The organism is Metabacillus sp. GQ13, assembly GCF_059758525.1.
This window is the reverse complement of the sequence record NZ_JCAXET010000004.1, coordinates 243149-266748: the sequence shown is the minus strand read 5'-3', so window position 1 is coordinate 266748 and position 23600 is coordinate 243149. Positions and strand designations below refer to the sequence as shown.

Here is a 23600-nt window from a genome sequence, read left to right as displayed (position 1 = left end):
TAGAAGGGGGAGCTTCAAGAAAATGCGGATTTACAACGTTTAGGAAATCCAAATATAAAAAAGCTTTATTCTTGGTGTTACTGACATCAAGAATAAAGCTTAATCCCTTCACGTTGTCACATACCAATAAGATCTCTTTCTAATTAGTTAACGCCAGCCATTGCCGTAATCAAGAATTGGCTATATGGATTATCTTCTGATAAATCGGGCCATGTATCTTTTAATGATTTTATGCTTGTCTTTTTGCGCCGTATGTTATCGATCAATTCAAATAGATCTTGTGTACTACGAGTGATTCGAGTTAAGTCTGTAACATACATGATGTCATCTTTCTGTAAATCCTCTAACATTTTTTGAAGTTTCTCACGATTCCTTATTGCTCCTGAAACTTTATCTTTATATCTAATATCCATTCCGATCTCGTTCAGCGGCTGAAATTGCCTTGAAGGATTCTGGCTAGCGAACTGACGAAAATAACCGATTTTTCACAAAAATATCACCTCGTTTTTGAGACAAGTCTTATGAGACACTGTTAACTATGAATGTACCAGTACAGTCTACTACACTTTTTCCAAATGGGACTTAGAAATCATTAACAAGCGAAGGAGAGAGGAAAATTGTTTAGGGTTTGCTATTCAATTAGCTGTTTTTCGGTATCCCGGTTGGCTATACACATAAAGGAACCATCGGGGGCAACCTTCACCCCGAAACATTTCTAAGAGTAATAGAACGACTCGAATACATACGAGGAATGGATTTAGAACGGTACAAATTAGTCATTTACATCTCAATCACCTGTTATAGCTATCTCGCTTGGTAGGACCCCTATAAGAGATTAATATGATACAACCAATTTGGAATGGGGCATTTATTATTAGCATTAAATTTTTATAATCATTCGTTCCTCCATCATCTAACGGTAGCTCATGATGAACCTAATAAAGGTGCCTTTGACCCAGTATAGTCATACTTTACTACACGGGGGCAGGCACCGCTTTTTAATAAATATAGGCTTTCAAGATGGGTTCCATCTCACAGGTGATCAGTTCCCCATTTCAATTTAGCTGTCTATGAAAATTTAAACCCTTAGAGAACCACGGAACCCTCTGGCACCATAGTAAGAGTCCGCACCGTTGTGATACGTGAAGACGTGCCCAAAGCGAAAATCGCAAAAAAGGGCACCGCCGAGTTCTCTAATATCAGAGGGGGTTTGCACCCAGCTCGACGTTTTTAGATCGAAAGTTCCAAGTTTCTGCAGCTCTCGGTATTGTTCTTCTGTTAATAGTTCAATGCCCATGGCAGTTGCCATATCAATAACGTTATTTTCTGGTTTGTGTTTTTTCCTTGATTCGAGCGCTTCAAGATCGTAACAAACACTTCTCCGACCTTTAGGGCTTTCCGCTGAACAATCATAAAAAATGTGTTCGTCCTTACTTTTATCATGGCCAACAACATCCGGTTCACCGCCAGTTCCTTCCATTTCATTGAGCGACCACAGTTTTTCAGGATTAGCTTCGAGTTTAGCTTGTACTTTAGCCCAGTCAATATCTTTATGGCGGTTCATGTTTTTCTCAAAACGGGCTTTTAAAGTTTTAAATAGTTCTTCACGTTGTTCTAGTGACAACTCTTTATTTTTCTTTGTCATATTCGTTTCCCCCTATTGTTTTAACTCATAATGTTTAAGGACTAACCTTCTCTTTCACACAATAAGTACAAAGCGATGACATAGCTAAATTACATTACATCATCGCTAACAAAAAACCTTAAAACATAAAAATGATTATAACAAAGATTAGAATTTCAATAAAATATCTATCATTCTGTAAGGTATTCAGCCATTACAATAATTCGATATACCCTTCTGTTCCATGCACGCGAATTCGTTGTCCGTCTTTTATGATTTTAGTAGCATTTTCCACTCCAACAACTGCTGGTAAGCCATATTCACGTGCGATAACAGCTCCATGGGTCATAAGTCCACCAACTTCGGTGACCAGGCCTTTTATGGATACAAACAACGGTGTCCAGCTAGGGTCAGTAAAAGCTGTGACTAAGATATCTCCATCTTCTAGATTTGCCTCTTCCATGTTTAAGATAACACGTGCTCTCCCCTCTATAGCTCCGGAAGATACAGGTAGACCTACAATCGCTTCGGCTGGGAGATTTTCACGTTTGTATTTACCTGCGATGATTTCACCATCAGATGTAATCACACGTGGGGGCGTTAGTTTTTCATATAATTTGTATTCGTCTTTTCTTTTGCTGATGAGTTGGTCATCCAATTTATTAGTCCGTACGACTTCGTGAAGTTCTTCAAAAGTGAGATAGTAAATATCATCTTTCTCATGAAGAACGTTAGCTTGGACGAGTCGTTCGGCTTCTTTCAGTAAAGCCTGCTTATAAACGAAGTAGCGATGAATCATGCCGTATTTTGGATATTCACGATAGCCGATGAAATTCCGGATTAGGTCGATCATTTGTTTTGTTTCTTTGGCTTTTTGTTCTCCATCCGGTAATTGCTTCAATCGACCTAGTAACTCTTGTTCTTCTTTCAAAGCAACACGCAGCCCCTCCTCAAATTTTGGATTACTGGCATTGGGCTCAAAGTTTTTTATATTACTGAGAATCATCGGTACAAGCGTCGTTGGTTTTTCGCTCCAACGTGTTCTTGTTATATCGATTTCACCCGCACATCGCATTCCGTATTTATTGAGGTAATCTTTTATTGCTTCTTGAGCTTCCAGTCCACCATCATACATAACCAGTTCATCCAAAAAGGTATCATCTTTTACTTGTTGTAAATAATTGATTACTTCTGGATATGGACGAATCACGTCTGCTACGTCCATTAGATCCAGACCCATTTTCGACGTAATATTGTTAGGTACAGATTGAGAAAGCGTGTCTGCCACGTTCGTTTCACCTAACCACTTCTTCATTTTATCATTGATCCATGATGAAGCATTCATAGCAGCCATAATCACAACCGAACTTTGAGGGTCAAATAAAATCTTCTTTAATACCTGGATATCATCTAAAATAAAATCAAATAAATCAGATCCTGTTTTCGTTTGGATGTTATGCTTTAACTCTTCTATCGAAGTTTGACTTTTCTTAATCAAATCAGAAACGATTGTGGGATTGTTTTCGATTTGTGCTTGAAAATCTGTATCTTTTCCACTGGGACTCGGTGCTTTTTCATCGTTTGGTATCGATTTAATAAAGTCTCCTCGCTCAATTATCGTTATAAGTGCGTCTTTTATGAGCGGATCAGATTGTCCCAGGGTATTTATTAACATGTCTCTGCTAACAGGTGAAGCCAGATTATGTGTGATATCAACAAACAACCTTCCACCAGCTTTACGCATTGGGGCAGGCGTCGTTAACAGGAAAAAAGACAATCCTAATGGTTTCATGGAATCGGTCATCATTTGTTGATGACCAACGGATACATAGACGTGATTTTCTTGATCATTCGCTTCAGGAATGGGGTATAAAGTAGTGATTGGACGACTCTGGACAATATAAAATGTATCATCAACCAAACACCATTCAATATCTTGTGGGCAACCAAAATTAGCTTCAATCTGCCTTCCGATGCGTGATAGGTGTAAAATTTGTTGTTCATTTAGAGTTTGAATCTTTTGCTGATCAGGAGCGATCTGTTTTGTCTCAGTACCGCCTTCTTTTAGTCCATAGATCGCTATTTTTTTGGTTGCTATCATCTTGTCGACGATTTTATCTTCCTGTACTTTATAACAATCGGGAGAGACCAAGCCAGAGACCACTGCTTCTCCAAGTCCAAAACTGGCATCGATTGATAGCAGTTTTCGGTTAGACGTAACCGGATCAGCGGTAAATAAAACCCCTGAAGCCTGTGGGAAAACCATTCTTTGTATGATAACGGATAAATAAACTTGTCTGTGGTCAAATCTATTTTTCATTCGGTAGATAATCGCACGATCCGTAAATAGGGAAGCCCAGCATTTGCTGATATGCTGTAAGATTGCTTCTTTTCCAATAATATTTAAATAGGTATCTTGTTGACCAGCAAAAGATGCTTGTGGTAAATCTTCAGCAGTCGCACTAGAGCGCACTGCATATGCATGTTCATCACCAAACTGGGAGAGATAATGATCAACTGCACCCGCAACATCGGAAGGAATGGCTACTTCGATAATGAGTTGTCGAATCTTCCTACTGATTTCACTAATTTGATCTCGATCCTCTACTTTTAGCTTTGTTAGTTGATCCAACAATGCTTGAAACGTTTCGTTTTGTTCGATGGCTTTTTGATATCCTACTGTTGTAACACAAAATCCTTCTGGTACCTGTATTCCTTGAATTTTTGATAATTCCCCTAAATTTAACCCTTTTCCGCCAACGAGCAAAAGCTGTGTTTTTTCCATTTCCTGAAAATCGAGAACTAAAGAACTCATATTATATCTCTCCCTCTCAACAATTCTAATTAAAGTTCTATTGTATTTTAGCAGTAGCAAATGAGAATAAATAGTCTATTTTGACCGTTTTTTATATGCTATAATTAAACTAGGAAGAGAATACAGGAACCTGATAACCCGATTTATCCCCTCAAAAGTAACTCATATATCTTTAACTTTTGTCATTTTATATAGCATAGGTGTAGTCGATAAAACTATGTATAGTCATTAGTGTCTATACAGCTTTTTAGTATTGAATAAAAGGGGAAATAAACATAAAGTTTCAAAAAATCAATGCCAACCGTTAATTCGTACTATTTTTGATACAGCAAGAGTAGGAAAGGAAATCAAAATAGTACGAATAACCACTGATGTTTTTAAACCTCCGCTTTTTTCTTTTTTTCTACTATCCATAGATTCAGAAGGATGACCACAAACATTAATAGAAAAGAGGCCACGCTAATCATAAGGATTGTTTCATCACTCCAGCTCGTAAATCGCGTAAAAACATCTGGAATAAAAAGAAGAGCTGGTAGCCAAATGGGAACCCACGCTTTACTCCAAATCGCTGTTGAAATAAAAATACAACTGCAAATCACAATGACAAAAACATCTGTTTTCCTATCACCTATATAAAACGGTTCAACCACAAAATGACTTACCAGCAATATGAGAATTGCTGTAAATGTTACTAACGAACTGGCGATCATTCCCCCAATAAAAAACCTCTTCTTTGAATATTGCTTCCTACCAGCTTGCTGTAAAAAGTAAACGTAAATGACAAGCCCCAACACAGCTATAATAGGTAACCCAACAACCTGTATGATGTTTAATTCAAACTCCCCTCTTATAGCAGGTCCCATCAGGAAATAGGCAATGACCCCCAGAATATAGATTGGAAGGTGTTTTATTAGATGTTTATAATCCGTCTTCATTTCCTTTTTTAGTGATGCCATATATTGTTCTGGTGTACGATCAATCATATCATCTATGCTTCTCCCACTTTTCTCCGCTTCCATGAGATGATCCTTTAATTCCTCTATCAATTCCTTAATTTCTCGTTCATTTTTCCCTGACATCATCAAGTACATTCTAAGATTATCTATAAATGCCTCACTTTTCGTTGAAAGCATATTCTTACCTCCTATCCCTTGGCTTACACACCTTTTATTTTTTTACTCACATACATGGCTAACAAAAGTACGCCCCCAACAAGTAAAGATGCCCACCAAGAAAAGTCATATGACGGTCCTATTTCAGGTAGAAATTTAACTACAACCATTACAGCAGCCATTCCTATTGCACCAACAAGGCCTGCTTTGATTGTATCTTTACGTGTATTGCGTTTTTCTTTGAACAATGAGCGTTCTACAAGCTTTAGGATATATACAATCGTTAAAATGACAAAGACGGCAATGACAAGTGCAATCCATAACACGGAAAACGGGTAAACCGTTGTTTTCACTTCAGTAAATTGTGATATGACAAGGAGGAGAACACCTCTAATGATTAATACCCAGCTGACAATATCCCCAATGATTCCTCCTAGAAATGGAATAAGCTCTCGTTTTTCCTCCTTTGGGAGATGATCAATAATTTCATCTGCAAAGCTCCTTGGGTCATCACCAAATATGTCTTTCGCGTTTTTACCAGCATGTTGTGCATCAAGTAAATGATCGAGCATTTCCATCAATACCTCTTCAGATTTCTGCTCTGAAAGGGTAAATTTGAGTCGAATGTAAATGAGCAAATCACTATAATATGCTTCATTTTCTTGAGTTAATAATTCTCTTTTTTGATTGTTTTCTTCAATTAATTTTCTGGCGTTCATCATTCTCTCCCCCTTGTCATTAACTTGTTTACCGGCCGCGAGATTTGCTCCCATTCTTCGGTAATGACCTCTAACGTTTCCTGCCCTACTTCTGTCAAAAAATAATATTTCCGATTTGGTCCTGATTCAGAAGGTCGCATTTCTCCCCGAATAAGTCCATTCTTTTGGAGCCGTAATAAAATTGGGTAAATGGTTCCTTCACTCACATCGGCTAACCCGATATTCATCAGCTTTTGTGAAAGTTCATAGCCATAGACAGGCTCCTTTTCAATCACAGCCAATACACACCCGTCTAATATTCCTTTTAACAATTGGCTTCTTATTGACATTTTCATTATCCTTTCTTCACTAACATGTTATACAAGATAGCGAACAATAAAAAATAAGGTTCTCCTTAGGTACTTGGTAAAACAAGATATCTCTTTAAAAAACTTCTATCTTGTTATACATGGTAGTTGTTTTTAGTGTAAATATTTTTCAATTTTTTGTCAATAGGCTTTTTTCTGTTAATACCCAGTAGCTTGTTATACCCAGCTAAACTTCTCATATGAAGATAGCTGGGTTCTATTAGTTGGTGGTGAAAAATAGCACTTAAAATTAGTGCAAATTATTGTCCAAAGTGACGGATAGGTAAACATTTTTGAAATGACTTTGTTAAAGAATAGGCATAACTCGGTGACACTGTTCTTTAATTGATATTTACTGATGACTTCATTGATAACTTTAGGTGTTTTATTATGTTTTTTAATCAACTAGTAACTCCAGATAATATTTATCATTTTCTTCTATTCCCCTTAAAAATTCTTCAAAAGAAGTCGCAATTTGAATATCATAATAGTAAACCGGACTGCTATTATTTTCATTCAATTCGATTGACATTAAAGCTGATTCACTACCTTCAAAAAATATTAGTTTGTCACTTTCAAATTCATCATAGATTTCTATGTCGGGATAGAACTCAAAATCATTCATTCTTAACCGAAAATCTCTTACTGAATAAGGGTCCATGATACGATTAATATTAAACTCTGAACCTTTAATAAACCCGTAGCCAATCTCTATATAAAAATTAACTAACACCTCAGGAAATTTTAAATCGAGTTCCTTCTCAACCTCCTTTATTTCGTTTTCAGCCACTGGATTAAAACAATTTTCTTGGTTTGCCTTAATAAATTCATAGCTCATTATTTTTTACCTCCTTTAATTTCCTGTAAGCCCACCCTGTCTATTTCAAATACTTCTTCATTTAATTTGGCTCCACTAATTCCTTCTTCTCTGAAAATATGTATCAAATTCAAGCCTTGTTCCTTACAGGGGTAGCGTCAGGAAAATGCGGATTTACAACGATAAGGAAATTCCAAATTAAAAAGCCCAACTTCTCTACAAATCAAAATAGAGAAATAGAGCTTTTCAGTTACTTCATTTATTTATTGAATTCATTAACTGGAAGAAGTATTCAGGTTTATGAGTCTTATTTAGGTTATACCATGAATGTAATGTATCTGGTGTAAATACATCTATTTTTTTCAGTACCTCCATTGCAAATTCCAGAGGAGCTATTCCTGATGCAGTAACTAAATTCGCATCAGATACCGCAGATCCCAACTCATAGAACTTTTCTCCTTTATAGTTAGGACATACCATTTTAGTATATTCTAAGTTATTACTTGTATGTTTTCTAGTATCTAAGTATCCCATATTCGCGAGTCCCTCAGTTGCACCACAAATTGCAGCAACAAAAGTGCCCAGCTTTAATGCTTGACCAATTCTTTCCAAGATAGGTTGATGAATTTCTTCACTCCAAGTAGTCCCTCCTGGTAAAATTAAAAGATCTTTACTCACAAGAGTACATTCATCAAGGGAAATATCTGGTTTTATGCTCAGTCCTCCCATAGTAGTAATCATTTCTTTATTAGCTCCTACTGTAATGACTTTTAAAGGTGCTAAATCTTTTTTGAAATATCTTCCTGAGTTTAGTTCAGCAATTAAATATCCATATTCCCAGTCCGACATTGTATTAAATACATATAGAAAAACTTTTTTTGTTTGCATCCAATAACACTCCAATCACAATTGATATAGCTATTATAATATAACTTCCCTGACAGATAACGTCAGGGAAGTTATCATACTTGATGAAATTTTATTAATTCTGACAGAACTTCAATGAGTCTTTTCTTAAGACTTATTGGCTCAATAACTTTAATAGATTTATTGTAGGGTAAAAGCAAATAAGGTACATATGTATGTATCATATCTTTTTCAAGAAGAAAAACTGCTTGATTTGAAGTCCGTTCTTGTAAATAATGTCCTAAAAACCAATGTTGGCAAATATCAGCCAATACACTTTTATCCCCATTAATAACCAAAGAAATAATCCCTTCCTTATCTTCTATAGTTGGAAGAAGACTTTTTATAAAAAAGTCACGTGCTGAAAAATTTTCTGGCCGGTTAAACTTATTTTCGGTTAGCATTAGACTTTCAATTCGATCTACTCTAAAACTACGGATATCATTCCTAAGATGACAAAATCCAATCACATACCACTTATTATTCCAATAGATAATTCTGTACGGATCGACCAATCTATAATTTAATTGCTTTTCGCCACTTTTATGGTAAAGAATTTTTACTGAGTACCCGTCAGCTACGGCCTGCTCCAACTCCTTCAAAAAAGGTTCTATAGAGAGTGAACTTAATCGACTTATTACTTCAAGACTAGTTAAATGTTGGTTTATCTTTGTTTCCTGCTCTTGATTTGAGTATTTACTTAGTTTTGAAATGGCTCTATTTAGTGCTTCACCTCCATAATATCCGGCTTCTTCTGCAAAAACAGCAGCGTGAAATAGTGAAGTTTGCTCCTCAAAATCAAAAAAAAGAGGAGCCTCAATAAAATTGTTCATTAAAGTGTATCCACCGTTATGTCCTGGTTCTGAAATTATAGGTACGCCACTTGTTGAAATTGTATCAATATAACGATACACAGTCCTTATATTCATCTCTAACCTTTCTGAAATTTGTTTTGCAGTAATTTTTTCACCTGAACGAAGCATCCATAGAATTGCTAACATATTGTCAATTTTAGGCATATAATTCCACCTCTATATGAAATTTATTTTCTATTATATATTTCCGATTTTTGGTATAACTCATCAACTGTTCCTTTCCGATAGCTTTCTATATAATGAGGCCCTAGACACATTTGTAATTTCACAAATTTGATTTACAGTCATATCTCCCTCTTCATAAAGCTTTACTGCATAATTCATTCCTGTATGATTTTTATGGTACTTCTTTAACCGACCTTTAAACTTTCCTTCTTTCTTAGCCAGATCAATTCCTTCACGCTGCCGCATACGGATAAGATCACGTTCTAATTGGTTCCACCCGCCATAACCGTAATTAAGAATTGGCTGTAGGGATTATCTTCTGATAAATCTTGCCATGTATCTTTTAAGGATTTTAAATTTGCCTTTTTACTCCGTATGTTATCGATTAATTCAAATAAATCTTGTGTACTACGAGTAATCCGAGTTAAGTCCGTAACATAAATGATGTCACCTTCTTGTATATCCTCTAACATTTTTTGAAGTTGCTCACGTTCTTTTGTTGCTCCGGAAACTTTTTCTTCAAAAATAATATCCATTCCGATTTCGTTCAGTTGCTGAAATTGCCTTGAAGGATTCTGGCTAATTGAACTGACACGTATATAACCGATTTATCGCAAAATATCACCTCATTTTTGAGACAAGTCTTATTAGACGCTCTTAACTATGATTTTATCAGTCTCCTACACTTGTATCAGTAGAGTACACTCTATTGATACATAATTGAACTAATTAACTGAATAATTACAGAAATGAGATGATACTGTATGAAATTTGCGAGAGGTAGAGAATTGCTTACACCAGAACAGCGGCTGGCCCTTATGCAAATTCCTGAAGATGAGTGGGTGCTAGGAACCTACTACACTTTTTCCAAACGAGATTTAGAAATTATAAATAAACGATATTCGATATTAACCGTCTATTTATTACATCTTACTCATGAGTTAACGGATAAAGCTTTCGAAATTCATGACAGACAAATATTAGATGGACCATTCATGCTAAAACCTAGGTTATCATAATAATCTGAATTTAGTAGTCTATTAACGCCGTCTCTAACCCCATTAGCAAAAATAGTACCACCGCTTACTTCGTCACTTACAAATTCTCTTGTTTCTACTTTGAATCCTTTAATAATCTCATTCTTTTTACCATCTTTTATTTTTATATCGTTAGCTACACCTTGTAATGATCCTCTACCATCAATAGTAAGTTTTGACATACTTGGCTTAGGTTTGGTAACTCCACCAACCACTGTGCCCGCTCCGCCTGTTAGTATACTTGCCATACCGAGGCTGCTATACCAGTGCTCTTTTGAGAAACTTTCCTCTGGGTTTATTGCTCCGTTTCCCAGATCTAATGTGCCATTGCTTAGGTAATTCACAAAATCATAAGGAGAGTTCATCGCGACATTAACTCGATTTTCCATGCCTTGGTAGGAGGCTTTTGCTCCATCGAAGGCTCCTAAGGTCAGATAATTTCCGAAGTCGTACATTGAATTGAGTTTGTTTTCATTTCGATTATCTAGGCTGTCAAGAAATCATTGCCCATTTCTTTGAAACTATTCATTGATTTTTCAGAGGTTATTAGTCTTCAATTTCTTTCGACTAATGATTCGGATACACCAACACCCATAAAGTATATTCACTGTCTAATTGATGACCACTCCTAGCAAAAAAACCTTGAAGGGCATCTAGCCATTCAAGGTGGTGGAAATCACTTTAAGTAATCCAATATTGAATATACACTTTTTACAAACTAACTTGGTTTTTTATAGTGTCCATTATTGGGTTTTAGTGTACCCTGCATCAATACTTCGTATATTTAAAAGATTATCCCGATATAGTTATTGTTCTTATTTTTATAATGACATTCCTTTATACAACTCTATAATGGTTCCATCTGCCACTGCTTTTTCTTTAATCATTCTTTTTTGATGTGCAGTTAAATTATCTACACCTGGAAAGGATTTACTCCATGACCATTAAAAAAAGCACTCGTCACCTAACCAACAAAAATTCAAAATACTACATACTTCCCTAGTTTCTTAGTCTAGTAATTTATCTAGAAAAAATCCTACCTCTTGCACTCTCAACTGTTACTATATTCCAACATTTACTCGATTTATGTCCAATACGTATGATATCTTTTTCTCACTCATCTTTTTAAGTAGATACTCATGACCTTTTTCCAATGCAAGATTTCTTTCTTCTTCATAAATTGGAACGAGTTTATAAATCTGTATGTTTCCCTGTTTAGTATAAACGTTATTTAACCCATATTCTTTGGGACGACATACCATTATGCATGATAACTTTGTATTTGATGCAAATGGCTGAGGGGGTTCTCCATTTGGAAGAATAACCCCTTCCTCAAGCCATCCATCATAAATATGTGGAATATGAGCCACTTTCCTTAACCATCCAAAAGGCCAATAATTATTTTGATCTTTCATTTTATCTTTCTCAACTATCCAACTTGAAGGTAATTTTAATAACAACTCTGCATATTTAAAAACACTTTCTTTATCTGAATAGTCCATAGGTTCATCACTCATACCTGTAGTTACGAGAGTTACGAAATCTTTATTCATTGTTGGAGGAATTAAATGAATATTGACCGACACTTTACTACCAGGAACAGTTTCACTTATAGTGTTTTTGATAGGGCCAAAGTATTTAGCCACATGCTCTAAAATCTCAGTATGATGGTCTTTATTATTATCGTTTGTTTCAGTTGCAGTAGTAGAAAACTCTTTTTGATTTTCTAACAACTTAACGATTTCTTCTTGCCCTTGTTCCCTAGCAAAAGTTAATGCGTCCATATCTTTTTGAGATTCACCACTATATTTAACATCAGTATCTATACCACTTTCAATTAATAGTTTTGCTATATCAACATGCTCATTACTAATTGTACCAAACAAAGGATTTCTCTCTGGTTCGCTTACGTCCATATCAGCACCACAAGATAATAAATATCTTACTATATCAATATGTCCTGCAGAAGCAGCTTCGTTCAATGCTCCACCACCGTATACTCCGCCTAGAACATTAATATTTGAACCAAGTTCTATTAGTTTTTTGACAATATCCAACTCTCCTCTAGAAGCAGCAACATGAAGCCACGTACCAAAAGGAGTCATCATATTTAAAAGTTCAGCATTAGAGTCGATTAATTCAACTACTTTTTCAATATGACCTTTTTTTATAGCAGACCGAATTTCTTTTGCAACATGTTTATTATCCATCTCTTAACTATTTCCTCCTTTTTGCAATATCATCAAGTTTATTAAGCATTTCCACCATATCGTCTCTGTCTCCACCAGCATCCCTTACTTTTTTAATGTTATCAACAACATTTCTAAGTGCTTCAATCCCATGTTGACCTTTAACTCTATTTGGTGCCCAAACCAGGTTATCGAGTCCCCAAATAGGGTCAATGTCATATTCTCTTAATACTTCTTGACCTTCCTTTACTAGTTCCTTTTGAGCTTCCCCATTTCCTTTCTTAATGGATAGGTTACATTTAGTTGGACAGATAAGATAAGATAAGGGGCTGTAAACTCAGACTATTAATATAAGGAGCGTGGCTACTATCCACGTCAACGTCGAACTTTTACACCCGAGTTTAAACTGCAATTAGTGAAGCTTTATGAAAATGGCAAATCTCGTACGGACATTGCCAGAGAATATGATATTACACCTTCAGCTTTAGATCGTTGGATTAAAAATCATCAGGAAACATGTTCGTTCTCAGCGAAGGACAATCGGACATAAGAAGAAAATGAATTGGCTTGTTTACGTAAAGAAAACCCACGTTTACTGATGGAGAATGATATTTTAAAGCAAGCAGCGCTGATCATGGGACGAAAATAGATGTGATTCGAAATAATGCTCACAAATATTTAGTATCAGCAATGTGTGACGTCCTTGATATTCCAAAAATATAAAGAGCTTTTAAAAGAAATTGGCCAAATATTTAAAGAAAGTCGTAACAATTATGGTACACGCAAAATTAAGAAAGAATTAGCGAAGTTACCGGAACCAAAGCAAGTTTCACGTCGCCGAATAGGTCGATTAATGAAAGAATTGGGAATTGTTTCAACTTACACAGTGGCACAATTTAAACCCCACAAATCAACATGTAATGAAGCACCTGTGAAGAACGAATTACAACGTCAGTTTAAGCAAGACGAACAAATCGCTGTTATCGTGAGCGATTTAACATACGTACTTGTCGGAAAAAAGTGGCATTATGTATGCATGTTTGTCGATCTTTTTAATCGCGAAATCATTGGTTATAGTGCAGGTAGAAATAAGACAACAGAGCTTGTGTATCAAGCAATCGCCAGTATTCAAACAAATCTGAATGACGTGAAAATGTTTCATACAGACCGTGGTAAAGAGTTTGATAATAAACTAATTTCAGAGGTACTCGAAACATTCAGAATCCAACGAGCCTTGAGCATGAAAGGATGTCCTTATGCAATGCCGTGGCTGAAGAAACATTTAAGGTATTTAAAACAGAATTCACTAACGGAGCTCATTTTTCTTCCCTTGAACAACTAGCTCTTGAACTTGATGATTATGTTCATTGGTTCAACAACATTCGGATTCACGGAACACTGGGCTATTAACGCCTATGGAATTCAAGCAACAGCCCTTATAATTTTTGTCCAGTTTAGTGTTGACAGTTTATCGCAACGAGCCTTGTCATTCTCGTTAGTTTTTTAGCTATTCCATACAATAACTACCCCTGCCATGTAAAATGTCATCTCGCCTATTTATCTTATTATTTTCACAAACCAAGTATTAAAGCAGAATGCCTTGATGGTACAACCATCATGAGTTATGAATTCCTTACAATTATGTTATAAGTTCTCCAAAGCAATAATCACTCACAAAAAAAGCATCTGTTGCCTTTAGACAATCAAATGCTTTAAAAATCATTGTACAATTTATTTGAGTATCTCTAAAAATTCAGTAAAGTTATCTGCAATTTTATAAAATACAGGGTCAAACTCACCTGCTTCTTCATGTGACCAGACACACACTGCAGGATTCTCTTTATTAACTCTAAAATCCAAACATACAAAATCACCTGCGAAAACAGCCGATATTGGCAATACTTCTGCACCTAGTAAATCTTCATTATTAGTTAATCTTTCCCCTATTTGTGAAAATACAACATCAACATCATAGATACCATTAGGATTATTTTCAATGTCATCCAACATACATAAAAACCTTTCAATCACATAAATACGACTGTTACATTCAAAGGTAGCATCTTCTACCTCTGCTCCGTTATTTTTTTTTAAGAAATTCAAGTATGATTCAGGTAACTTTAGTCTCCAAAACTTTTCATGTTTCTTAATCAAATCTTCTGAAGGTAATGGTTTTACAATAGTATCCTGTTTTATTATCATATTATTACCCCTTCCTTTAGTTTAATTATCTTGGAGCATCAGCCCACATTCCATGTGACCTTCCACCATTGTGTATGGTAATATTGTGTATTCCAAAAGGGACTAATTCCATCTTACCTGGTATTTCTGTGTGATGCCAAGTCATACCTTATGGTCGTCCACCTATTGCTTTATCAAGCCATTTAAATTGTTCTTCGTCTGGTAATAACCATAGCTTTTCTGGTAATTGCTTAGTATCAACAACAAGCCCAACACTTTTAAAATCAGCATACCCATATCTCATTCCTTCTACTTTAGTAACTTTCACATCAGGAATCAAACCATCAGCCATTGCTTTTTCTTTAATCAATCTTTTTTGACGAGCAGTTAAATTATCAGCACCTGGAAAGGATTTATTCCATGACCATGTCGTATTTGAGATAATTTTCTCTTGGTACAACTTTGCATAGTCTTCAATGACTTCATCAAATTTCTTATTGCCATATATAAAATCATCAATATTTCTTAAATTAGTTTCACTAACTCCTTACCTTTAACCGTAGCCTTACCACCATTACCTCTTAAAGAAAACTTACTCAAAACACCATCTATCTTATCCTGAATTACCTTAGGATTAAATACATTCCAAGGATTAGATGGACCATTCATGCTAAGACCTAGCTTTTCATAATAATTTGAATTTAGTAGTCATTAACACCGTCTCTAACCCCATTAGCAAAAATAGTACCACCACTTACTACGTCACTTACAAATTCTCTCGTTTCTACTTTAAAACCTTCAATAACCTCATTTTTTTCACCATCATTTATTTTTATATTATCGGCTAGACCTTGTAAAGATCCTTTACCACCATTATCAAGTTTTGACATACTAGGCTTAGGCTTGGTAATTCCACCAACCACTGTGCCCGCCCCGCCTGTTAGTATACTTGCCATTCCGAGACTGCTATACCAGTGCTCTTTTAAGAAACTTTCTTCTGGGTTTATGGCTCCGTTTCCAAGGTCCAATGTGCCCATGCTTAGGTAATTCACAAAATCATAAGGGGAGTTCATCGCGACATTCACTCGATTTTCCATGCCCTGGTAGGAGGCTTTTGCTCCATCGAAGGCTCCTAAGGTCAGATAATTTCCGAAGTCGTACATCGAATTGAGTTTGTTTTCATTTCGATTATCTAGGCCTGTCCAGAAATCATTGCCCATTTCTTTGAAACTATTCATTGATTTTTCAAATGGATTTAGGTCTTCAAGTTCGGCTTCTGTCTTTTTGTTTGCTTGTATTTCTTCATTAGATGTTCTAAGTTCTTCTTGTCCCTTTTTGTAGGTGAGATAGTCATTCGTTTGCTGCTCCAATTGGTGTTTATATTTATAAATCTCACTATTTTTGTAAGCGTCTGTGTTGAAATGGACTGGTGAGATCGTGTTGCCTTGCCGGGATGCTTCAATTAGTTGTTGAAAAAGTTTGAAGGCATATTCTTCTTCACCTTCTGATAATATGTACTCTACTTTTAAATCATAGTCTAGTTGTTCAACTGCTTTTATTGTTTCTTTGCGTTCTTTTTCTGCTTTTTCGATTGAGTCATCAAACTTCTCTTTTGAGATTGGGTTTAAGGATATAATGTCATTAATTCTGTTAAAGATCTGTTTGAGTTCATCTTGTTGATCTGACACTCTTTCTTTATTTCTTTTTTCATGATTTGATAATTCGTTGTCGAGAAATGGGACTTGGATCGTTGTATTTCCTGATAACTCCATGTTTTCAGTTACCTGAGATGCTGTTAAAAAATGCGATGTGGCGATCGACAAGGCGTAGCCAAAGTTATTGTACTAGAAAAAGATCTTATAGGTATTAAACAGATTTCCCCTATTGTCTTTGTAATTAATTTCACCCGGTATTAGGGAGTCACAAAAAAACCTTGAAAGGATTTTCTAGTCTGAACCACATAATCGGGATTCAGCTATTAATCCAATCAAGATTTTTTCTATTAACTCAAAAAAGTTGGCAATTGATTTAACCATTCTTCAAAGTTGTCAGCTTCTTTTTCTATATTGTTTTCTTCATGTGAATAATAATAGACTCCTGTGTTGGGACACTCATTTGAAAGAACGCAAAAGTAGTCACCATTCCCAATGCTATAAAATAGAATAAATTCCTCCTTCCATCCCCCTTGTTTCATTTCATAGTCATAGGTAAATTCAATAGTATCATTTCCGTTTGTTTTACCATTGGAAACATTTAAGATGTCCCCGGGAAAAGAATATTCAGACATTAATTCGATAAAAAATCTAAATTCCTTTGGAAATTGACACCCGAACTTACGCTCTATCTTTGACCAATCACTGGCTTTAGTAATATCTAAATCCCCTAATTCTTTATCTAAAATACCTTCTAATAAATTTGCAATATCCTCTTTTGTCATTAAAGTTTCCTCCTTTAAATCCCTTCTCCTGGTAGTATATACTCTTTTCCTCTTTCTTTATAATGTTCTCTAATTTCCTTGGCTCTTTGAGAAGGAATTAACTGGGATGGTTTATCATGACGTGTATGATTTCCCCCTCCTCTATGAGTTCTTTGTTCTAATTCATCTAATATCCCGCCTTTTTTAACAGGGACTTGTTGTCTATGATGTGCTTCTATATTTTTATCACCATGTGTCATTTTAGTTGTTGGTCCTTTTCCTGACGCATTCTAATGACTTCTTCTATTGTTTTTGTCTCATATCTTACAGGTGGTAGATACATTGGTGGATCTGGATTTCGATAATTCGAAGGACTTAGTTTAGCAGATTAAAAAACCACCTTAAAAGGTCTTTAGCCCATTAAGGTGGTTTTAATTATATTTTAATACTTCATCTACAGAATTGCTAAACATGTTTGGGTCTTCACTTTTTATGTCTCTTAATAAGTTTATTATTACCTCTTTTGTCTTGTCATCTAACTTAGCTAGTACACTACCGTATATTCTTCTTACTTGTTCATGATTTAAAATTCTGTAATGTAAAACTTCCATCCATTCTCTTGCCCTATCAATAACACTAGGGACAGCTAAAGCGATTAAGTATAATCCTTCTTCAATATTTTCTTTATAGAGATGCTCTATGCCATGTACTAATCCGAACATTACTTTATATTGTTCAGTATCATCATCAAATCCCATACATAATCCTGTAATAACTGATTTATCTCCTAAACCAATGAGATTACCTAATGCTTCTTCAAATGAGGATATTTCTTTTTGAGATTGTAAAAGCCTATTTGTGTAGACTTTCTTTAATTCCGATTTCACATCCATACACTCCACCCCCACTTACTTATTAAATAATTCAGGATATAATTCTCTATTCTTTATAATCGTATTTAAAAGCCCTGCTCTTACTTCAGGTGTGTAGACACCATTCTTCATGTATATCCTTCTTGCGTCTAATATATCATGAGTAAGGGCATCACGGTAACCTAGGTTTAAATATTCTACTAATTTATTTCCACTTAAACCATAAGTATATGTTTCTCTATGCCTACTACCTACTCCTGGATGGGGCTGTTCCATATTCATACTAACTCCATCGTTCCTCTTTACTCCTGCCTGTTTCATCTTAGCAGCAGAAGGCATATGATGCGGTGTAATATTATCAAACGCTGAACCTTGTTTTGCAAGTTCCTTAAAAGTCCCTACTTTACCTTCCGTAGGTAAAAGAGGATTATCTATACCCTTACCTACAACTTTCGATACTTCCCTGACTTTCCCTACTTCACCTGCAGTATCATTCATCTTATCTAACAATTTCCCTGATTTATTAAATAAAAAGAAACTGGATAAAGCTTTTTCCTCTAATGAAGCATCATCGCTGATAATTGTTCCAACGTCCTCAAACATAAAATTTAATACGTTTGAGGCAATCGCCCCAGCTTGTAGCATATCACCGGCTAATTCAGAATTTGGATTACCAAAGACCCTTTGATAGCTATAGAAATCTAGTGTCCTATTAGTGTCTACTTGACAGGGGTAAGACCATTGTTCCGGGGTCATCTTTTTTAACCCCCATTGGTATCGGTATGAATTATAGTAAGCCATATAATCTTCAATTACACTACTTAGTTGAGTGAGTGTTTGACATGAAGACGCATCAATCTCATCTTTTAAGTGACCAAAGAATGATTCTATTGGTGCGTTATCCCTGCAGTTTCCTTTACGAGACATTGATTGTGTAAATCCAAGCATTTTAATCCTTTGTCTATACTCTGGATTTGTATAGTGAAAACCTTGATCAGAATGGAGAATGGCTTCTGGATGGACGTTTCCATCCAAAGCAGCTATCAAGTTATCAAGTGTGCGATAAACAAGTCTCATTTCTAATGTTGTCGAGAGATAATAGGCCAAAATTTCACGTGTAGAACTGTCTTTAACACATGACAAATAAACAGGTGTACCGTTTTCTATATAAAGATAAGTGATGTCTGTAAGTAACACCTTGCCAGGTTCGCTTTGATCGAAATTTCGATTCAAGATATTAGGACAAGTCCGGTGTTCGTGTGTTGCTTTAACCATTCGTTTGTAAGGATTGGACCTTCTAATCTTTGACTTTAGGTTGAACTTCTTCATAATGCGATAGATTTTCTTAAGATTCATCACGATAAAATAGTCATTTTCTAGAACCATTCTTATATCTCGTCCACCTGATTTACCATTTTTTTCATCATAGACTAGTTTTATAAGTTTATAATCATCTTCATCCTTGCGCTCTCTGTCGATACGCTTAGATTCAGCCTTGAGCCAGGCATAATAACTTTTACGTTTTACCGCAGCTAATTCACAAAGGTAGGAAACCATCCTGATTAGACTATGTTTTCGAATGGTCGTCTCAATTAGTTGGAACTTTTCAGATATTGTTAGTCTTGTTCTTCGCCTCCCTCTCTAGTTCTTCTAACTTTTTTAAGAAGTCGTTCTCCATCTCTAAGAAGGCAATATCCGCTTCTGCTTTTTTTAGTTTTTCTTCTAATGTAAGTTCCTTTGAAGATGGACGTCCTGTGTGCTTCCTTTTCCACGACGCTCATTTCTAAAACCTTCCTCACCATACTTTTCATATGGTTTTCTCCAACGTTTTAAACATTGTTGGGGCTTCTCAGATCCAATTATGTCTAAATCAAATCCATGTTCAATAAAGATATCCATTGGTTCTTTGCCATTTTGATTTTCCTTAATGGCAGCAATTTTAAAGTCAGGATTGTACGAAATCGATCGATCTGATACATGATTGACATTTGGATTGATCTCTAATTGTTTGCGTTGAAATTCATTAAAAATAATTTTACTCATATCTCGTTCCCCGTTCTCTCTGTTTGATTTGATTATAACGGGTTTTCTATGTTAAAACATAAAAAATCCCGAATAATGGACTTTTTTATAAGTGTCCATTATTCGGGATACAGTTCATTGCCACTCAAGGTTTTTTATAATCTATAAATATAATCAATACTGTCTATCTATAAATCATCTCCACCTCCAGTTAATTTCCCTATCAGGATAAACTGCAGGTATGTATATACCCTTTCTCCCATTTTCATCATCAATAATATACCAATTGCTATCATCTAACCATTCTTCGTTATAATTAGATTCTTCAAAATCATTTTCCTCATCAACAATCGCTAGAAAAAATTCGTTGAATTTGTCTATATTTTTTGAAGGGGTAATCTCAGCATTAATCCACATACCATCAACATTAATATTGCGTATATCTCCTAAAAACTCGTTTAGAAAGTATAGTTTCAAAATTCTCACTCCTTAGACGAAACCTTAATATATTGGCTAGGAACTTCCCCTTTAATCAAATACTCATTATCCCTTTTAGTCCAGTTAATTGCTCTATTCTTCCAAAAATCAGAAGAAATAACATCTCTTTCAATTAACTTTTGAATTTGTTTTGGAGAAAGTATAACAACATCTTTTACCTTTCCAGACTGTATATCTTTCCTTAAGGCTGAAATATCTAGTTCAATTGAATTTTCCCCATAATTTCCAATCACATTTTTGTTATTTGTAAAACTAGTATAAGGGCTATTAGATTTAGCTCCTTTTCTATAACCTCCAAGTATATGCTCTGTAACAGTCACTTGTCGCTCTTTATATAAACCATCCTTACGGGCTGGAACTAAATCACCTGAACTCGATATATGAGGTTTACCAATTCCATTTGGTCTAGTTGGAGAGTGAAGTAAACTATCACCCCTATATAAATTACTTTTGTTGGTTACAAAAGCATTATCTATACCCTTACCTGCAACTTTCGATACTTCATTAACTTTCCCTACCCCACCAGCAATATCATTCACCTTATCTAACAATTTCCCTGGTTTATTAAATAAAAAGAAACTGGATAAAGCTTTTTCCTCCAATGAGGCATCTTCATTGATAATTGTTCCAACGTCTTCAAACATAAAATTTAATACACTTGAGGAAACTGCACCGCCTTGTAGCATATTTCCTGCTAATTCAGAATTTGGGTTACCAAGGACCCTTTGATAGCTATAGAAATCTAGTGTCCTACCTATATTATCTAAATTTTGGTGGTTTGTGAACTTCAGGTTTTCTGGATTGGCCATGAAGTCTCGAATACTATTTAACTGTTCTTCACTGAATTCCTGTTCTTGATTGATTTTAACGGTTGAATTCTTTAAAAGATCTTTGTTTTCTAAATCTATTTTATTTGTTTCTTTTGATCCGTCTAAGAAACTGTTATAAGTTTTTCCTAATGGATTTAAGTAATCAATTTCTGAAACTAGGTTTTTCTTTGTATCTATTTCATCAATATATGTTCTAAGTTCTTCTTGTCTCACTTTGTTATTGATATAATCAATGGTTTGCTTCTCTGCTTGTGGCTTAAATTTATAAATCTCACTATTCTGGTAAGCGTCTGTGTTGAAATGGACTGGTGAGATCGTGCCTTGCCGGGATATGAGCTAAGAATTTCAGTAAAGCTTCATACATGTTATCCAAAATCTCATAAAAAGCAAAAAATACCTGTTACCTAATTGGCAATCAAGTGCTTTATGGTTAGTTATATAAAGTAATCTACTAACGAATCCTTATCTTTAAACCAACGAGTCTGATAATATCGTAATTTTTAGACTTTTTCCTTTATCGCTTTTTATTCTTTTTCATCCATCTTCTGTTTTAAATATTCAGCAATTTTTATTTCCCCTCTTTCAATAGCAAATTCATAAGCTCCCATATCTTCATTGTATCCCCTGTATACTTAACATTAATATCAATACCATTTTGTACAAGATACTTTACAATATCAAAGTGCCCACCATAAATAGCTGAGAATAGAGGATTTCTATTTGGTTCACTAACATCTAATATTACACCATTATCAAATAAGTACTCTACAATACTTATTTCGCCTTCACTAGCTGCATGTGCAATAGCCGCTGACTTTGGTACACCTTCGTTTATGTTAATACTCATACCAGATTCAACTAGACATTTCATCATATCCAGTTTTCCAACTCTAGCAGCTACATGTAGCCACGTTCCAAAAGGTGTTACAAAATCAAGCAAACTTTTATCAGTAACAATAATCTCTTTCGCTTCTTCTATATCACCTTTCTTAATTAAATTATAAATTTTTTTTGCTTTTTCCTTATTATCCATAGAACCCTCCTAAAAGATTTTTATTTCATCGATTGGTGCTTCATCACCTAATAGCTTAAGCATTTCAATCATTTCTTTACGAGTTCCAGGAAAACTATCTACTTTCTTCAACTTATTAACAATATGGTGAAGAAGTTCCATACAGTGTAGGACTGCAATTCTATTTGTTGGCCAAACAAAATTTTTTTACCAATTATCTGTCCTATTCCATATTGTTTTAATATTAATATTTATTGATCTTCTCGAACAAGTTTTAGAGTTTTATAAAATAATTATTTTCAAGAAAAAAAGCACCCGTTGCCTATAATGGCAATCAAGTGCTCAACAGAAAGCATGTTTTCGCAAACTCATTTCCCTCATGTTAACCTTGAAAAGTGGTACATTCACCCCCTATTTAACACAATCAAGGAGAAGTGAATACTCAAAAATTCATTGAATTATTCTATAGTTAACTCAACATACTCTCCTATTGAGTCCTCACCGTTAATATTTCCTAACCAAATTGAGACACATCCTTGTTTTTCCATTATAGTATCCTCCTACTTTCCCTGAAAGGCATCTGGCAATTCAAGGTGATGGTGGAAATCACTTTAAGTAATCCAATATTGAATTTACATTTTTTTAAACCGTCTTAGTTTTTATAGTGTCCATTATTGGGGGTATAGTTCAAACGAGAATATCAAGTGCTTTTTCAGATTATTATTCAATACTATCCATAAAGTATTCAGCGTCCTCATCAATCTTTCTTATAAATTCCACCAATGAATCAGCTATTTGGGTTTCAAAAAAATATATTGGAGTTTGCTTAGGCGTATTTAAATCCAGCGTTAAATATACCCCCTCGTTCACTTCAAAAAACACTAATTTATCATCTTCCTCATAAATCCCTTCTAAGTCTGGATCAAACTCATAAATCCCTTCTCGCAACGTAATATCAGCTATAGTATCCGGATCCATCATTCTATTTATAGCATTCCCATTACTTCCTTTAATAAAGCCATAGCCAATTTCTAAGTGAAAATCTCTAAGTTCATTTGGTAATCTAAACCCTAATCTCTCTTCCGCATTTAACAGTTCGTTTTCTTGTAGATTAATAAATTTATGCTTCCCATTTTTCACAAAATCAAATGTAGCCATTCAAA

General features: G+C 35.0%; 22 protein-coding genes and 7 pseudogenes. 3 read left to right on the top strand and 26 right to left on the bottom strand.

Going from position 1 to position 23600, the window contains the following annotated elements; translation table 11 throughout:
• Positions 1-146: 146 nt before the first annotated feature.
• Positions 147-482: pseudogene (locus AC6CHR_RS06695) on the bottom strand (recombinase family protein); the annotation flags it as partial.
• Between the two features lie 76 nt (positions 483-558).
• Between AC6CHR_RS06695 and AC6CHR_RS06690 the strand changes: the two are divergent.
• Positions 559-675: pseudogene (locus tag AC6CHR_RS06690) on the top strand (DUF4158 domain-containing protein); the annotation flags it as partial.
• A gap of 403 nt (positions 676-1078) precedes the next feature.
• Here the strand turns inward: AC6CHR_RS06690 and AC6CHR_RS06685 are convergent.
• The 9 genes and pseudogenes from AC6CHR_RS06685 to AC6CHR_RS06645 all read right to left on the bottom strand — a co-directional run bounded on the left by AC6CHR_RS06685 (position 1079) and on the right by AC6CHR_RS06645 (position 9988).
• Entirely contained in the window at positions 1079-1645 is a 567-nt protein-coding gene (locus AC6CHR_RS06685; protein ID WP_498247776.1) for a DUF4256 domain-containing protein, read from the bottom strand.
• Positions 1646-1838: 193 nt separating this feature from the next.
• On the bottom strand, positions 1839-4439 hold the full coding sequence (ppsA, locus tag AC6CHR_RS06680) for a phosphoenolpyruvate synthase (protein WP_498247775.1): 2601 nt from the start codon (positions 4437-4439) through the stop codon (positions 1839-1841).
• A 377-nt stretch (positions 4440-4816) separates the two neighbouring features.
• Positions 4817-5572: an HAAS domain-containing protein gene (locus AC6CHR_RS06675; RefSeq protein WP_498247774.1), complete on the bottom strand. Its 756-nt coding sequence runs from the start codon at positions 5570-5572 to the stop codon at positions 4817-4819.
• 23 nt (positions 5573-5595) lie between these two features.
• Positions 5596-6270 (bottom strand): DUF1129 family protein, encoded by a 675-nt coding sequence (locus AC6CHR_RS06670; RefSeq protein WP_498247773.1) that lies wholly within the window; start codon positions 6268-6270, stop codon positions 5596-5598.
• Positions 6270-6599 carry a PadR family transcriptional regulator gene (locus AC6CHR_RS06665; RefSeq protein ID WP_498247772.1) on the bottom strand — a complete coding sequence of 110 codons (330 nt, stop codon included), beginning with the start codon at positions 6597-6599 and terminating at the stop codon, positions 6270-6272. Before AC6CHR_RS06665 ends, AC6CHR_RS06670 begins: the two co-directional genes overlap by 1 nt.
• Positions 6600-7014: 415 nt before the next feature.
• Positions 7015-7455: an SMI1/KNR4 family protein gene (locus tag AC6CHR_RS06660; RefSeq protein WP_498247771.1), complete on the bottom strand. Its 441-nt coding sequence runs from the start codon at positions 7453-7455 to the stop codon at positions 7015-7017.
• Positions 7456-7689: 234 nt separating this feature from the next.
• Entirely contained in the window at positions 7690-8322 is a 633-nt protein-coding gene (locus tag AC6CHR_RS06655) for a type 1 glutamine amidotransferase family protein (RefSeq protein WP_498247770.1), read from the bottom strand.
• 74 nt (positions 8323-8396) lie between these two features.
• Positions 8397-9359, bottom strand: a complete 963-nt coding sequence (locus AC6CHR_RS06650) for a helix-turn-helix transcriptional regulator (protein WP_498247769.1) — start codon at positions 9357-9359, stop codon at positions 8397-8399.
• Positions 9360-9422: 63 nt separating this feature from the next.
• Positions 9423-9988 (bottom strand): annotated as a pseudogene (locus AC6CHR_RS06645) (recombinase family protein).
• Between the two features lie 156 nt (positions 9989-10144).
• On the opposite strand from AC6CHR_RS06645, the pseudogene AC6CHR_RS06640 reads away from it, so the two are divergent.
• Positions 10145-10279: pseudogene (locus tag AC6CHR_RS06640) on the top strand (DUF4158 domain-containing protein); the annotation flags it as partial.
• Between the two features lie 65 nt (positions 10280-10344).
• Here AC6CHR_RS06640 and AC6CHR_RS06635 read toward each other — a convergent pair.
• Together AC6CHR_RS06635 and AC6CHR_RS06630 are read right to left on the bottom strand one after the other, a co-directional pair.
• Complete coding sequence (locus AC6CHR_RS06635) at positions 10345-10806, bottom strand: hypothetical protein (protein ID WP_498247768.1); 462 nt, start codon at positions 10804-10806, stop codon at positions 10345-10347.
• Between the two features lie 672 nt (positions 10807-11478).
• Positions 11479-12627: a suppressor of fused domain protein gene (locus AC6CHR_RS06630; RefSeq protein WP_498247767.1), complete on the bottom strand. Its 1149-nt coding sequence runs from the start codon at positions 12625-12627 to the stop codon at positions 11479-11481.
• Positions 12628-13012: 385 nt separating this feature from the next.
• Between AC6CHR_RS06630 and AC6CHR_RS06625 the strand changes: the two are divergent.
• Positions 13013-14048, top strand: a pseudogene (locus AC6CHR_RS06625) (IS3 family transposase).
• A 289-nt stretch (positions 14049-14337) separates the two neighbouring features.
• Here AC6CHR_RS06625 and AC6CHR_RS06620 read toward each other — a convergent pair.
• The 14 genes and pseudogenes from AC6CHR_RS06620 to AC6CHR_RS06555 all read right to left on the bottom strand — a co-directional run bounded on the left by AC6CHR_RS06620 (position 14338) and on the right by AC6CHR_RS06555 (position 23595).
• Entirely contained in the window at positions 14338-14808 is a 471-nt protein-coding gene (locus tag AC6CHR_RS06620) for an SMI1/KNR4 family protein (protein ID WP_498247766.1), read from the bottom strand.
• Positions 14809-14833: 25 nt separating this feature from the next.
• Positions 14834-14953: an HNH endonuclease gene (locus AC6CHR_RS06615; RefSeq protein WP_498247765.1), complete on the bottom strand. Its 120-nt coding sequence runs from the start codon at positions 14951-14953 to the stop codon at positions 14834-14836.
• Between the two features lie 3 nt (positions 14954-14956).
• Positions 14957-15247 carry a hypothetical protein gene (locus tag AC6CHR_RS06610; RefSeq protein WP_498247764.1) on the bottom strand — a complete coding sequence of 97 codons (291 nt, stop codon included), beginning with the start codon at positions 15245-15247 and terminating at the stop codon, positions 14957-14959.
• 65 nt (positions 15248-15312) lie between these two features.
• The gene (locus AC6CHR_RS06605) at positions 15313-15456 is read right to left on the bottom strand and encodes a hypothetical protein (RefSeq protein WP_498247763.1); all 144 of its coding nucleotides are present in this window, start codon (positions 15454-15456) and stop codon (positions 15313-15315) included.
• A gap of 32 nt (positions 15457-15488) precedes the next feature.
• Entirely contained in the window at positions 15489-16559 is a 1071-nt protein-coding gene (locus AC6CHR_RS06600; RefSeq protein WP_498247761.1) for a T7SS effector LXG polymorphic toxin, read from the bottom strand.
• Between the two features lie 230 nt (positions 16560-16789).
• Complete coding sequence (locus AC6CHR_RS06595; protein ID WP_498247760.1) at positions 16790-17224, bottom strand: SMI1/KNR4 family protein; 435 nt, start codon at positions 17222-17224, stop codon at positions 16790-16792.
• Between the two features lie 14 nt (positions 17225-17238).
• Positions 17239-17463: a hypothetical protein gene (locus tag AC6CHR_RS06590; protein ID WP_498247759.1), complete on the bottom strand. Its 225-nt coding sequence runs from the start codon at positions 17461-17463 to the stop codon at positions 17239-17241.
• Positions 17464-17634: 171 nt separating this feature from the next.
• Positions 17635-18096, bottom strand: coding sequence for an Imm30 family immunity protein (locus tag AC6CHR_RS06585; RefSeq protein WP_498247758.1), 462 nt, complete (start codon positions 18094-18096; stop codon positions 17635-17637).
• 726 nt (positions 18097-18822) lie between these two features.
• A pseudogene (locus tag AC6CHR_RS06580) lies at positions 18823-20118 on the bottom strand (IS3 family transposase); the annotation flags it as partial.
• A 174-nt stretch (positions 20119-20292) separates the two neighbouring features.
• Entirely contained in the window at positions 20293-20583 is a 291-nt protein-coding gene (locus AC6CHR_RS06575; protein WP_498247757.1) for a hypothetical protein, read from the bottom strand.
• Positions 20580-21638 carry a hypothetical protein gene (locus AC6CHR_RS06570; protein ID WP_498247756.1) on the bottom strand — a complete coding sequence of 353 codons (1059 nt, stop codon included), beginning with the start codon at positions 21636-21638 and terminating at the stop codon, positions 20580-20582. Before AC6CHR_RS06570 ends, AC6CHR_RS06575 begins: the two co-directional genes overlap by 4 nt.
• A gap of 311 nt (positions 21639-21949) precedes the next feature.
• Positions 21950-22458 (bottom strand): annotated as a pseudogene (locus tag AC6CHR_RS06565) (ankyrin repeat domain-containing protein).
• Between the two features lie 9 nt (positions 22459-22467).
• Positions 22468-22599: a hypothetical protein gene (locus tag AC6CHR_RS06560; protein ID WP_498247755.1), complete on the bottom strand. Its 132-nt coding sequence runs from the start codon at positions 22597-22599 to the stop codon at positions 22468-22470.
• Between the two features lie 558 nt (positions 22600-23157).
• Positions 23158-23595 (bottom strand): SMI1/KNR4 family protein, encoded by a 438-nt coding sequence (locus tag AC6CHR_RS06555; RefSeq protein ID WP_498247754.1) that lies wholly within the window; start codon positions 23593-23595, stop codon positions 23158-23160.
• Positions 23596-23600 lie beyond the last annotated feature (5 nt).

What these genes read in the sequence shown, in the direction of transcription:
- AC6CHR_RS06685 (WP_498247776.1), bottom strand. Translation starts at nt 1,645, where the DNA reads ATGACAAAGAAAAATAAAGAGTTGTCACTAGAACAACGTGAAGAACTA.
- ppsA (WP_498247775.1), bottom strand. Translation starts at nt 4,439, where the DNA reads ATGAGTTCTTTAGTTCTCGATTTTCAGGAAATGGAAAAAACACAGCTT.
- AC6CHR_RS06675 (WP_498247774.1), bottom strand. Translation starts at nt 5,572, where the DNA reads ATGCTTTCAACGAAAAGTGAGGCATTTATAGATAATCTTAGAATGTAC.
- AC6CHR_RS06670 (WP_498247773.1), bottom strand. Translation starts at nt 6,270, where the DNA reads ATGAACGCCAGAAAATTAATTGAAGAAAACAATCAAAAAAGAGAATTA.
- AC6CHR_RS06665 (WP_498247772.1), bottom strand. Translation starts at nt 6,599, where the DNA reads ATGTCAATAAGAAGCCAATTGTTAAAAGGAATATTAGACGGGTGTGTA.
- AC6CHR_RS06660 (WP_498247771.1), bottom strand. Translation starts at nt 7,455, where the DNA reads ATGAGCTATGAATTTATTAAGGCAAACCAAGAAAATTGTTTTAATCCA.
- AC6CHR_RS06655 (WP_498247770.1), bottom strand. Translation starts at nt 8,322, where the DNA reads ATGCAAACAAAAAAAGTTTTTCTATATGTATTTAATACAATGTCGGAC.
- AC6CHR_RS06650 (WP_498247769.1), bottom strand. Translation starts at nt 9,359, where the DNA reads ATGCCTAAAATTGACAATATGTTAGCAATTCTATGGATGCTTCGTTCA.
- AC6CHR_RS06635 (WP_498247768.1), bottom strand. Translation starts at nt 10,806, where the DNA reads ATGGAAAATCGAGTTAATGTCGCGATGAACTCTCCTTATGATTTTGTG.
- AC6CHR_RS06630 (WP_498247767.1), bottom strand. Translation starts at nt 12,627, where the DNA reads ATGGATAATAAACATGTTGCAAAAGAAATTCGGTCTGCTATAAAAAAA.
- AC6CHR_RS06620 (WP_498247766.1), bottom strand. Translation starts at nt 14,808, where the DNA reads ATGATAATAAAACAGGATACTATTGTAAAACCATTACCTTCAGAAGAT.
- AC6CHR_RS06615 (WP_498247765.1), bottom strand. Translation starts at nt 14,953, where the DNA reads ATGACTTGGCATCACACAGAAATACCAGGTAAGATGGAATTAGTCCCT.
- AC6CHR_RS06605 (WP_498247763.1), bottom strand. Translation starts at nt 15,456, where the DNA reads ATGAATGGTCCATCTAATCCTTGGAATGTATTTAATCCTAAGGTAATT.
- AC6CHR_RS06600 (WP_498247761.1), bottom strand. Translation starts at nt 16,559, where the DNA reads ATGGAGTTATCAGGAAATACAACGATCCAAGTCCCATTTCTCGACAAC.
- AC6CHR_RS06595 (WP_498247760.1), bottom strand. Translation starts at nt 17,224, where the DNA reads ATGACAAAAGAGGATATTGCAAATTTATTAGAAGGTATTTTAGATAAA.
- AC6CHR_RS06590 (WP_498247759.1), bottom strand. Translation starts at nt 17,463, where the DNA reads ATGACACATGGTGATAAAAATATAGAAGCACATCATAGACAACAAGTC.
- AC6CHR_RS06585 (WP_498247758.1), bottom strand. Translation starts at nt 18,096, where the DNA reads ATGGATGTGAAATCGGAATTAAAGAAAGTCTACACAAATAGGCTTTTA.
- AC6CHR_RS06560 (WP_498247755.1), bottom strand. Translation starts at nt 22,599, where the DNA reads ATGGAACTTCTTCACCATATTGTTAATAAGTTGAAGAAAGTAGATAGT.
- AC6CHR_RS06555 (WP_498247754.1), bottom strand. Translation starts at nt 23,595, where the DNA reads ATGGCTACATTTGATTTTGTGAAAAATGGGAAGCATAAATTTATTAAT.